This window comes from Blautia glucerasea, from assembly GCF_020537505.1.
Taxonomy (GTDB): domain Bacteria; phylum Bacillota; class Clostridia; order Lachnospirales; family Lachnospiraceae; genus Blautia_A.
The window spans coordinates 1-12,233 of sequence record NZ_JAJBMO010000010.1 but is presented as its reverse complement, the minus strand read 5'-3'; the positions used below and the strand labels follow the sequence as shown (position 1 = coordinate 12,233).

11 protein-coding genes are annotated in these 12,233 nt (G+C 45.1%); all 11 read left to right on the top strand.

All coding sequences use genetic code 11. The annotated features are described in order from the left end of the window. Window positions 1-97: 97 nt before the first annotated feature. A complete protein-coding gene (gene purE / locus LIQ05_RS10000) occupies window positions 98-604 on the top strand; it encodes a 5-(carboxyamino)imidazole ribonucleotide mutase (protein WP_226820398.1) in 507 nt (168 codons plus the stop codon). A gap of 87 nt (window positions 605-691) precedes the next feature. Continuing rightward, complete coding sequence (gene purM / locus LIQ05_RS09995; protein WP_226820397.1) at window positions 692-1,717, top strand: phosphoribosylformylglycinamidine cyclo-ligase; 1,026 nt, start codon at window positions 692-694, stop codon at window positions 1,715-1,717. After that, window positions 1,711-2,337 carry a phosphoribosylglycinamide formyltransferase gene (gene purN / locus LIQ05_RS09990; RefSeq protein WP_226820396.1) on the top strand — a complete coding sequence of 209 codons (627 nt, stop codon included), beginning with the start codon at window positions 1,711-1,713 and terminating at the stop codon, window positions 2,335-2,337. Before purM ends, purN begins: the two co-directional genes overlap by 7 nt. Window positions 2,338-2,347: 10 nt before the next feature. Further along, window positions 2,348-3,622, top strand: a complete 1,275-nt coding sequence (purD, locus tag LIQ05_RS09985) for a phosphoribosylamine--glycine ligase (RefSeq protein WP_226820395.1) — start codon at window positions 2,348-2,350, stop codon at window positions 3,620-3,622. 130 nt (window positions 3,623-3,752) lie between these two features. After that, window positions 3,753-4,952, top strand: coding sequence for an FprA family A-type flavoprotein (locus tag LIQ05_RS09980; RefSeq protein WP_226820394.1), 1,200 nt, complete (start codon window positions 3,753-3,755; stop codon window positions 4,950-4,952). Between the two features lie 140 nt (window positions 4,953-5,092). After that, window positions 5,093-5,653, top strand: coding sequence for a transglutaminase-like domain-containing protein (locus tag LIQ05_RS09975; RefSeq protein ID WP_226820393.1), 561 nt, complete (start codon window positions 5,093-5,095; stop codon window positions 5,651-5,653). A gap of 145 nt (window positions 5,654-5,798) precedes the next feature. Then, window positions 5,799-6,692, top strand: a complete 894-nt coding sequence (locus tag LIQ05_RS09970; protein WP_226820392.1) for an SseB family protein — start codon at window positions 5,799-5,801, stop codon at window positions 6,690-6,692. A gap of 187 nt (window positions 6,693-6,879) precedes the next feature. Beyond that, complete coding sequence (locus tag LIQ05_RS09965) at window positions 6,880-7,251, top strand: GntR family transcriptional regulator (RefSeq protein ID WP_226820391.1); 372 nt, start codon at window positions 6,880-6,882, stop codon at window positions 7,249-7,251. Between the two features lie 45 nt (window positions 7,252-7,296). Beyond that, window positions 7,297-9,762 carry an ATP-dependent Clp protease ATP-binding subunit gene (locus LIQ05_RS09960; protein ID WP_226820390.1) on the top strand — a complete coding sequence of 822 codons (2,466 nt, stop codon included), beginning with the start codon at window positions 7,297-7,299 and terminating at the stop codon, window positions 9,760-9,762. A 234-nt stretch (window positions 9,763-9,996) separates the two neighbouring features. Next, a complete protein-coding gene (locus LIQ05_RS09955) occupies window positions 9,997-10,410 on the top strand; it encodes an endosialidase (RefSeq protein WP_226820389.1) in 414 nt (137 codons plus the stop codon). Continuing rightward, entirely contained in the window at window positions 10,404-11,780 is a 1,377-nt protein-coding gene (radA, locus tag LIQ05_RS09950) for a DNA repair protein RadA (RefSeq protein ID WP_226820388.1), read from the top strand. Before LIQ05_RS09955 ends, radA begins: the two co-directional genes overlap by 7 nt. Window positions 11,781-12,233 lie beyond the last annotated feature (453 nt).

Here is a 12,233-nt window from a genome sequence, read left to right as displayed (position 1 = left end):
ATTTTTCTTTGCGTCAATCGTATTGACAGAAAATGTTATTCTTAGTAGAATTTACGCGAATGGTAGTTCTAAATCACAGATAAAAGAGGAGAATATTATGCCAAAAGTAGGAATTGTAATGGGCAGCGATTCAGATATGCCGGTTATGAGCAAGGCCGCTGACATTCTGGAAAAGCTTGGAATTGAATATGAAATGCGTATTATCTCCGCACACAGAGAGCCGGACGTGTTCTTTGAGTATGCGAAGACAGCTGAGGAAAAAGGATTTAAGGTGATTATTGCAGGTGCAGGTATGGCTGCACATTTACCAGGAATGTGTGCAGCGATTTTCCCGATGCCGGTTATCGGAATTCCTATGCACACCACATCTCTTGGGGGAAGAGATTCCCTGTACTCCATTGTACAGATGCCATCTGGTATTCCAGTTGCAACGGTTGCCATTAACGGCGGCGCGAATGCAGGTCTTCTTGCAGCGAAGATCCTTGCAACATCTGATCCGGAGCTCCTTACCCGTCTGAAAGCATACAGCCAGGAGCTGAAAGAGCAGGTAGAAGCCAAGGATGCGAAATTACAGGAAGTAGGACATAAGGCTTATAACAAATAAGGCGATACACCAGGGGCAAACTTTTTTGCCCCTGGAACTATTGGAAAAGAAATCTGAAAAACCATAAAATTCTGGGAGGAAAAAGGCATGGATTACAAGAACGCGGGCGTTGATATTGAGGCAGGATACAAATCAGTAGAGTTAATGAAACAGCATATTGCAAAGACAATGAGACCAGAAGTACTTGGAGGAATCGGAGGATTCTCAGGTGCTTTTTCCATGAACAGTTTCAAGAATATGGAAGAGCCTACCCTGGTTTCCGGTACAGACGGAGTTGGAACCAAGCTGAAACTGGCATTTATTATGGACAAACATGACACGGTTGGAATCGATTGTGTTGCTATGTGCGTAAATGATATTGCATGTGCAGGCGGAGAGCCTCTTTTCTTCCTGGACTACATTGCCTGTGGAAAGAACTATCCAGAGAAGATTGCAGAGATCGTAAAGGGTGTTGCAGAAGGCTGCAGCCAGTCAAGTGCAGCACTGATCGGTGGCGAGACCGCTGAGATGCCTGGATTTTATCCGGTAGATGAGTACGACCTGGCTGGATTTGCTGTTGGTGTTGTAGATAAGAAGGATCTGATCACAGGCGAGAACTTAAAACCAGGAGATGTACTGGTCGGTATGGCATCCTCCGGTGTACACAGCAATGGTTTTTCCCTTGTCCGCAAGGTTTTTGAGATGACAAAGGAATCCCTTGATACTTATTATGAGGAACTTGGAACTACCCTTGGGGAAGCGTTGATCGCTCCAACCAAGATTTACGTGAAAGCTCTTAAGAGCATTAAAGACGCTGGCGTTAAGATCCATGCATGCAGCCATATTACAGGTGGCGGCTTCTATGAGAATGTACCACGTATGCTGAAAGAGGGAACAAGAGCCGTGATCGAAAAAGACAGCTATCCGGTACTTCCGATCTTCAAGCTTCTTGCAAAGACCGGTGATATCGAAGAGAAAATGATGTATAACACCTACAACATGGGACTGGGTATGGTTCTGGCAGTTGATCCTGCGGACGTGGATAAGACCATGGAGGCAATTAAGGCAGCAGGTGAGACTCCATACGTAGTAGGACGTATCGAAGCAGGAGAAAAGGGAGTGACATTATGCTAAAGGCTGCTGTTCTGGTATCCGGCGGTGGTACCAATCTTCAGGCCATCCTGGATGCTGTTGATTCCGGGAAGATCACAAATGCAGAGGTTTCACTTGTGATCAGCAATAACCCAAATGCCTACGCCTTAAAAAGAGCAGAGAACCATGGAATAGAGGCTGTCTGTATTTCTCCGAAGGAATTTGAGAGCCGTGAAAAATTCCATGAGGCTCTTTTAAAGAAGCTTCAGGAAAGCGGGGCAGAACTGATTGTTCTTGCTGGCTACCTGGTTGCGATTCCTCCGATGATCGTGGAGGCATTTCCAAATAAGATCATCAACATCCATCCATCCCTGATTCCATCTTTTTGCGGAGCTGGGTATTATGGACTTCACGTTCACGAAGCAGCTTTAAAGAGAGGGGTAAAAGTAACAGGTGCCACCGTTCATTTTGTGGACACTGGTACAGATACCGGCCCGATTATTTTGCAAAAAGCAGTAAAAATTGAGCCAGACGATACCCCACAGTCTCTTCAGAGAAGTGTGATGGAAAAGGCAGAGTGGAAGATCCTTCCAAAGGCGATCAACCTGATTGCCAATGGAAAGGTTTCAGTGGAAGATCATATTGTGACCATCAGCGACTAAGGAGGATATTATGAAAGTATTGATCGTAGGAAGCGGCGGAAGAGAACATGCAATTGCATGGAGTGTATCCAGAAGTCCGAAAGTAGATAAAATTTATTGTGCACCGGGAAATGCGGGAATCGCAGAATATGCAGAGTGTGTGAACATCGGTGCCATGGAATTTAAGAAGCTGGCTGATTTTGCCCAGGAAAATCAGGTGGACCTTACTATCATCGGTATGGATGATCCGTTGGTAGGAGGCATTGTAGACGAATTCGAGTCCCGCGGCTTGCGGGTATTCGGACCTCGTAAAAATGCGGCCATCCTGGAAGGCTCCAAGGCTTTTTCCAAGGACCTGATGAAGAAATACAACATTCCAACAGCTGCATATGAGAATTTTGACGACCCGGAGAAGGCATTGGTTTATCTTCGCACGGAAGCGAAATTCCCTATCGTTCTCAAAGCAGACGGTCTTGCCCTTGGAAAAGGTGTTCTGATCTGTCAGAACCTTCAGGAAGCAGAAGACGGCGTAAAAGAGATCATGGAGGATAAGAAATTCGGAAATGCAGGAAACACTATGGTTATCGAAGAATTCATGACCGGACGTGAGGTTTCCGTTCTTTCTTTTGTAGATGGAAAAACCATCAAGACGATGACCTCCGCGCAGGATCACAAACGTGCCAAGGACGGCGACCAGGGGCTGAATACCGGCGGAATGGGAACCTTTTCCCCAAGCCCCTTCTACACAAAAGAGGTGGATGAGTTCTGCCAGAAATATGTATATCAGCCAACGGTAGATGCGATGGCTGCTGAGGGAAGAGAGTTTAAAGGGATTATTTTCTTTGGCCTGATGCTGACAGCAGATGGCCCGAAGGTGCTGGAATATAATGCCCGTTTCGGAGATCCGGAAGCCCAGGTAGTCCTTCCGCGTATGAAGAACGACATTGTAGAAGTGATGGAAGCCTGCGTTGATGGAACCCTGGATCGGATAGATCTGCAATTCGAAGACAACGCAGCTGTGTGCGTCGTTCTTGCAAGCGACGGATATCCGGTGAAATACGAAAAAGAGATTCCAATGTATGGATTTGAAAACTTCAAGGACAAAGAAGGGTATTACTGTTTCCATGCAGGAACCAAATTCAAAGACGGACAGATCGTCACAAACGGTGGCCGTGTAGTGGGAATTACTGCAACAGGAAGCAATCTGAAGGAAGCACGTAAGAATGCTTATGCAGCAACAGAGTGGATCACCTTTGCGAACAAATATATGCGTCACGATATTGGAAAAGCGATTGACGAGGCGTGACCAAGTGGTATAAAATAGGCAGGAGACAGGTTTTGTTTCCTGTCTTTTTTTCTAAAAACCTGGAATACAAAAATAAGGGAATTCTGTAATATTATAGAAGTATTCAGCGAAAGCTAAAGGAGGTACTACTATGTACAACGTAAAGAAAGTAAATGAAGATTTATACTGGATTGGTGCAAGTGACAGAAGACTTGCCCTGTTTGAGAATATTTACCCAATTCCAAGAGGCGTATCTTATAACTCTTATGTGATCCTGGATGAGCAGACCGTCCTTCTGGACACTGTTGACAAATCTGTAAGCGGCCCGTTTTTTGAAAATCTGGAACATGTTCTGGATGGCAGAAAACTGGATTATATGATCGTAAACCATATGGAGCCGGATCACTGTGCAATCGTGGAGGAAGTGGTGAGAAGATTCCCGGAAGTGAAGATTGTGGGAAATGCCAAGACCTTTTCCATGATGAAACAGTTCTTTACTTTTGATGTAGATTCCCATGCTGTTGTGATCAAAGAAGGTGACACATTAAGCACAGGGAAGCACACCTTGGCTTTTGCCATGATCCCAATGGTTCACTGGCCAGAGGCAATGGTTACATATGATGCCTATGACAAGGTGCTTTTCAGTGCAGATGCGTTCGGAACTTTCGGTGCACTGAATGGAAATGTTTTCGCAGACGAAGTGAATTTTAAAGAAGAGTGGCTGGATGATGCCAGAAGATATCTGGTAAACATTGTTGGAAAATACGGCGGACCAGTTCAGAGCGCCCTGAAAAAGGCGCTTACCTTAGAGATAGCTATGATCTGCCCGCTTCACGGCCCGATCTGGAGAGAGGACCTTGGCTGGTTTATCGACAAATATCAGAAATGGAGCACTTATACACCAGAAGACCATAATGTTGTGATCATGTATGCATCTATTTACGGAAACACAGAGAACGCAGCAGATGTTCTGGCTGGTAAGCTGGCAGATGCAGGAGAGAAGAATGTGAAGGTTTATGACGTTTCTGTGACAGATCCGTCTTATCTGGTGGCAGAGGCATTCCGCTGCGACAGGATCGTATTTGCATGCCCGACTTACAATGCAGGCCTGTTTCCGAAAATGGAGACACTGCTCCATGAGCTGGCAGCCCACAATCTCCAGAAGAGAAAGGTGGCAGTCCTGGAGAATGGAACCTGGGCTTCTACAGCTGGCAGACAGATGAAGGAAATTCTTTCTGGAATGAAAGATATGGAAATTTACGAGGAAACAGTGACTGTGAAGTCCGCTCTGAAAGAAGACCAGATGGCACAGCTGGATGGAATCGTAGAATTTATGGTGACTATTCAGTAGGTGTTATTCTGTGTGTAGCTGTGAAGGTATTGAGCAGTTGCATTTATGCTAAAATGACTCGGGCAAGTTAAAAGGATAAGGAGAACACTGCCAGAGAAGAATGGCAGTGTTCTTTATGCAGATATGGAGAAAAATTGTGTATGAAGGTTAAAAAAATGTTCCTGGGAGTGATGGCAGCGCTGCTTTTGACAACGGCACCTGCCCCTGCGCTTGCTGCCGGCGGGAATCAGATGATCGATTCCACTGTGGAAAGCATAACGCCAAGAAAAAAGGATCATACAGATGCTTTGCTTAAAGTTCAGACGACAAAGATCCTTTCCAAAATCACCAATTCAAAAATGACCCGTGCCCAGAAGCTGAAAGCATGCTGGAAGTATATGGTAGATGGGAGAAAATTCCGGTATGGGGGAGTTGATCCTAATATGAAAGAAGAAGGCTGGCAGAGAAAGGCTGCATTAAGCATGCTCCGGACCAAAAGAGGAAACTGTATTCATTTTGCCTGTGCGTTTGCCGCTCTTGCAGAGAAAATCGGTTACAAAAATATAAAGCTGAAAATGAGTAAGACACACTGCTGGATGACCATAAATGATAAACATTATGATCCGCAGAAACAGTATACTGGAAAAATTACCGGTGTTTATGGCCTGAAAAAGTATCCTAAAAATTACCGTAAAATAAAGACTTACGACTACATGGGATAGAAATTGTGGAAATTTGCATGAAATCCACCTGCTTATACTTTACTTTTTTATCATTTTGTTATAAAATGGTTGCATATTAGGTTTTGCGTCGATATGTGGAGTTTCCCATACGACATTAGAAAACCAGGACTGAGAGGATAATGACATGGGAATCACAGAGCAGGATGCGATTAAGGAATTACAGACAAGAGATGAACTCTTTGTAGCATATTCACAGGCTACGAAGCTTCCATATGTAATTTGTGACGAAGAGAGCTTTAACGACCAGGTATGGGTATTTGCTACCGAAGAAGAGATCAAAGCATTTGGCAAGAAGAAATTAGAGGATAAGATCCTTCTTATGGGAATGAAATATGAGAAGAAGGATTTTCCAAGATTCTATGGCACATTGTTTGCAATCGGTGTAAACAGTGTGGTATGGGTAGATGGAGAGAATCAGATCGAGGTTGAGCTTACCAAGATTGCGAGGCAGGCAGATTTCAGCAAGCTTGAGCCGAAGAAACAGCCACTTTTTAATTCCACACTTCAGCTTTCCGGTATTTATTTCATGCAGGAGCTGCGCCGTCCGCTTAAGAAAGAAGAGCGTACGGTAAATCTTCGTGAGATGGAGGAAGAGCTGATCGTGAATCTGAAGAAATCCGAATTCCTGGTAGCGATGGCTACGGATCCGGATGATGCGGCCAAGGTTAATATTCCATACCTGAAGAACAAACAGGGTGACATTCTTCAGCCTGCATTTACAGACGTTATGGAGTTTGATAAATTTGCAAGAGGCAAGAAGCTTCGTGCAGCTAAGGTTCCATTTGCAAAGCTGCCAGGTCTTATTATCAATCAGGCTAAGGGCTTTGTGGTCAATCCAATGGGCTTCAATCTGATCCTTGACAGAGTACAGCTTGGAAAGCTCCTTGGTGTTGAGATTCCGCCAGCTGTTGTACCGGCTGAGAGTGCTCCAGTTAAGGCTGCACCGCAGGAGGCACAGACTGCAGAGGGAGAAGTGAAGACAGAAGAAACACCGGCAGCTGAGACACCAGTTCAGTAAGAGGGACAGGGCGTGCTGCCCATTTTAAAGATGGCTTACCTGTAAGATCAGGCAAGAACTTTTTATTACGAAAGATAGAGAGGCCGGGGGATATATGACTCCGGTCCCTTTGTTTTTCAGAATAAGGCACTGCTTTTTTGAAAACAGCGTCTGGTGTCAGAAGTTATTTTATACAGGGAGGGATAAAATGGTTATCAAAATAGATTTCCAGAGTGATGAAGCATTATATACCCAGCTGATGAATCAGATCATCATGGGAATTGCCACATCCCGGCTGCAGGAGGGAGATCCACTTCCATCTGTGAGACAGCTTGCGGATACTGTTGGAATCAATATGCATACAGTAAATAAAGCCTATTCCTTACTGCGTCAGGAAGGCTTTGTATCCATTGACAGAAGAAAAGGCACAGTTATTTGTCTGGATGTAGATAAAATAAGAGCTATGGAAGAATTGAAACAAAATTTGCGCGTGGCACTTGCAAGAGGCTGCTGCAGAAATGTGACAAGAGAGGAAGTTCATAGTCTGATCGATGAAATTCTGGACGAATATGGACAATAATACAGAAACAACTGAACCAGTAACGTAAGGAGGAACAATTGATTCATGAAGAATAAATTTACGAAGCAGGCTCAGACAGCCTTGGCTCTGGCAAAGGCGGCAGCCATTGATTTTGAGCTTGGGTATATTGGAACAGAGCATCTTCTTCTGGGACTTCTCAGTGAGACAGAAGGCACTGCGGGAAGAGTTCTGGAAGAATTTCAGGTGGATGGCAAAAAGCTTGTGGAATTGATTGACAAGCTGGTTACCCCTGCAGAAGCAGGAGCTATTACAGAAATAGAAGAAGACCCTGTCTACAGTCCAAGAACAGAGAAGGTTTTGGAGAGTGCAGTACTGGAAGCACAGAATGGTGGAGGTGAAAAGGCTGGAACAGAGCATCTGCTCCTTGCTATGCTTAGGGAGACAGAATGTGTGGGAACCAGACTTTTGTATACCCTGGGTGTGAATATCCAGAAGCTTTATGCTGCAGTGCTTGGAGCTATGGGATATGACAATGAATCCATTCAGGAAGAATTTCAGGCTGCTAAGGCCATGCAGAACCAGAACGGGAGTCCCACCCCGGCTCTTGACCAGTATAGCCGTGATCTTACCCAGATGGCAGCAGAAGGCAGACTGGATCCAGTGGTAGGAAGAGAGAAAGAAATCAGCAGACTGATCCAGATCTTAAGCCGCAGGACGAAGAACAATCCCTGCCTGGTAGGAGAACCCGGGGTAGGTAAGACTGCCATTGCAGAGGGCCTTGCACAGCGCATTATCGCAGGCACAGTGCCAGAGACCATTCAGGATAAACGGCTGGTAGTACTGGACCTTTCCGGAATGGTGGCAGGAAGCAAATATAGAGGTGAATTTGAGGAACGCATCCGCAAGGTCGTGGACGAAGTGCGTGAGAATCAGGGAATCCTTCTGTTCATTGACGAACTTCACACCATTATCGGGGCAGGTGGCGCAGAGGGAGCTCTGGATGCCTCAAATATTCTGAAGCCCTCTCTTTCCCGTGGAGAATTGCAGATCATTGGTGCAACCACCCTGGAGGAGTACCGCAAATATATTGAGAAGGATGCTGCTTTAGAGCGTCGTTTCCAGCCAGTTACAGTGGAAGAGCCATCCGAAGAGGAGGCATACGAGATCCTGAAGGGGCTTCGTCCTTATTATGAAAAGCATCATAGGGTTGAAATATTAGATGAAGCCTTAGAAGCAGCTGTTAAAATGTCTGTGCGCTATATTAACGACCGCTTTTTGCCAGATAAGGCCATTGATCTGATCGATGAGGCTGCGTCCAAGGTACGGTTGTCCGGTTATCAGGTATCCTCTGAAGGGGAAGATTTAAGCCGTGAGATCCAGGAAATTCTTCAGGAAAAAGAACATGCCATCAAGGCTGGCAATCTTACTTTGGCCAAAGAGTGCCAGGAGAAACAAAAGAGGGCAGAAGCAAGACTGGAACTGCTTCGTGCAAAGGAAGAAAAGAAGACGCATAAGAAAGCCGGGAAAGTGAATGAAAAAGCTGTTGCGTCCATTGTGTCTGACTGGACAAAGATTCCGGTACAGAGGCTGACAGAGGGGGAGACCAGACGTCTTGCCCAGCTGGAAAAAGAACTCCATAAGCGTGTGATTGGACAAGAGGAAGCAGTACATGCAGTTTCCCAGGCGGTAAAGCGCGGCCGTGTAGGTCTAAAAGATCCTAATCGTCCCATTGGCTCCTTTTTGTTCCTTGGTCCTACCGGCGTAGGTAAAACAGAGCTTTCCAAGGCCCTTGCCCAGGCTGTTTTTGGCAGTGAGCAGGCTATGATCCGCGTAGATATGTCCGAATATATGGAGAAGCACAGTGTTTCCAAGCTGATCGGTTCCCCGCCAGGATATGTGGGATACGATGAAGGGGGACAGTTAAGCGAAAAAGTGCGCCGGAATCCATACAGTGTGATCCTTTTCGATGAGATTGAGAAAGCGCATCCAGATGTGTTTAATATTCTTCTTCAGGTGCTGGATGATGGACACATTACAGATGCCCATGGAAGAAAAGTGGATTTCAAGCAGACCATCATCATTATGACTTCCAACGCAGGTGCGCAGGCGATTGTAGAACCCAAGCAGCTTGGCTTTATTTCCCAGAAGGATGAGAAAAAGGACTATGAGAAAATGAAAGCCAGCGTTATGGAGGAAGTCCGCCGCCTTTTCAAACCGGAATTTCTGAACCGAATTGATGAGATCATGGTATTCCATACTTTGAAGAAAGAGGAAATTCGTAAGATCGTAACCCTGCTTTTGAAATCCCTGGAGAAGAGATGCCAGGAACAGATGAATATTCAGCTGAATGTGACAAACTCCGCAGTTGATTACATCGCAGAAGCCGGATTTGACGCCAAATACGGAGCAAGACCGCTGAGACGTGCAATTCAGTCCAAGATAGAGGACCGGCTGGCAAATGAGCTGCTGGAAGGGAAAATCAAGCGAGGTGATACAGTACAGGTACAGTATCGGAATAAGGAAATTCGGTTCATTGTGAAAGAAGGGTAGAGCTGCGGCGCGAAATCATGCAAAGCATGATTTCTGTGCATTGCGAAGCAGTTACTGGTCACAGAGCAAACAGCAACCCTAAATCTAAAATTGCTATAAATTTTGTGTCAGGTACTGGCAAAGAAAAGGGTTTTATTATATAATATGTACAGCATCGGGGAGCCGGTGAAAAGATTTGGCGAAGAAATATCCGCCAGAGAACATAACGAAAGAGTCTTAGGGAGGACAAGCATCATGGCAGTAGTAAAGGAACTGATCCGTACAGAGGAAAATGGTACCATCAGCTTTGGAGATTATGAGAAAACCCAGAAATCAAAGGTTTCAGATTATCCTCATCAGGGAGATATGTATAAAGTAAAAACATTTAAGGAAATCACCAAGCTGGAGCGCAATGGTATGTTCGTATATGAGTCCGTACCAGGTACCGCTGTGTTTGATCTTGCACAGGATGGAAGCCAGATGAGCTTCCGCGTGGAAGGACCAGAGGACGCGCAGATCACCGTTGAACTTGAAGCAGAAGCTCAGTATGAGGTATATCTTGATGGAGCAAGCACAGGTAAAATGGAAACAAACCTTGGTGGAAAGCTTTCTTTCAGCGTAGAGCTTGGAAATGGCTCAGCTGTTGATGTAAAAATTGTAAAATGTTAAAAAACAAAAAAATGGTATATTTTTGCCAGGAGTGTGGTTACGAATCCGCGAAATGGATGGGACAGTGCCCTGGCTGTAAGGCCTGGAATTCTTTTGTGGAAGAACCAGTTTCCACAGGGAAAAAGGCAGCAGGAGGCGGCAAGGCTGTTTCCAGAGAGAAGTCTGAACCAGTAATCCTGAAGGATATCAGCCTGAAGGAAGATGAGCGTCAGACAACGAAAATAGGTGAGCTTGACAGAGTACTCGGGGGCGGCATTGTCCCCGGGTCTTTGGTTCTTGTGGGTGGAGATCCTGGTATTGGAAAATCTACCCTTCTTTTGCAGGTATGCCGGAATCTGGCAGAGAATGGAAGCTCTGTCCTGTATATTTCCGGTGAGGAATCCTTGCGTCAGATCAAGCTTCGTGCAAACCGTATCGGTACATTCAATGAGAATCTCCAGCTTTTGTGTGAGACCAATCTGGATACCGTCCGGGAAATCATGGAGAGAAAGAAACCAGATGTGGCAATCGTGGATTCCATTCAGACCATGTTTGATGAGGAAATCGGTTCTGCCCCGGGAAGCGTTTCCCAGGTGCGGGAATCTACCAATGTATTGATGCAGATTGCAAAGGGGCTTGGAATCACAATTTTTATTGTTGGTCACGTGACGAAAGAGGGAAATGTGGCCGGCCCGAGAGTATTAGAGCATATGGTGGATACAGTGCTTTATTTTGAAGGGGACAGGCATGCCTCCTATCGAATTCTGCGTGCTGTGAAGAACCGATTTGGCTCTACCAATGAAATCGGTGTTTTTGAAATGCAGGGAACCGGACTGGAAGAAGTATCGAATCCATCCGAATATCTTCTGGAGGGGCGTCCGGAAAATGCTTCAGGCTGTGTGGTTGCCTGTTCTATGGAGGGGACCCGCCCGATTCTTGTGGAAATACAGGCGTTAGTCTGTGAGAGTAACTTCGGTATTCCAAGGAGGACGGCTGTAGGAACTGATTTTAATCGTGTCAATCTGCTGATGGCCGTTCTGGAGAAGAAAGTAGGACTGCATCTTGCTTCTTCAGATGCTTATGTAAATATCGCCGGAGGAATGAAAATGACCGAGCCAGCTATTGACCTTGGAATTTGTCTTGCAATTGCATCCAGCATGAAAGATATTGTGATTCCGGATAAATTGATGGCATTTGGGGAAATCGGACTGAGCGGCGAAGTGCGTGCTGTAAGCATGGCGGGGCAGAGAGTGCAGGAAGCGAAGAAATTAGGCTTTGATACGGTGATCCTGCCTGAAGTGTGCCGAAATTCTGTGGAAAAAGCAGATGGAGTGAAGCTGGTCTATGTAAGGCAGATCCAGGATGCCATCCGGTATATTGTGAGTAAATAGGAAACTGCACAAAATAATATAGGCTTTTTTGTAAAAAGTGCTTGACTTCTACTTGCGGCAGTGGTAATATAAACAAGCTGTCGCAAGGAATTGCTTCTGAAATACTGAAAAATAAAATAGTTTTCAGAAAATTCAAATTAACTGTTGACAAATGACTGAACTTATGATAAAGTAACCAAGTCGCTTGAACAGAACGGCAGAAACAAACAACTTTAGATACGGTCTGAAAGATCTCAAAAACTTTTGAAAAAAGTGCTTGACAAGATCTGGAAGATATGATAAAGTAAATAAGCTGTCGCAAAGAGCTGACAGCGAAACAACCTTGATAACTAAACAGTGAAACACATACGATTCTCGAAAATTTCTTTATACAATTCATTTTCGAATGAAACTTTTAAAACAGTAATGACGAGAGATAACTAAGCTAGTTGGTTGTCTTGAGTGAATCAAACA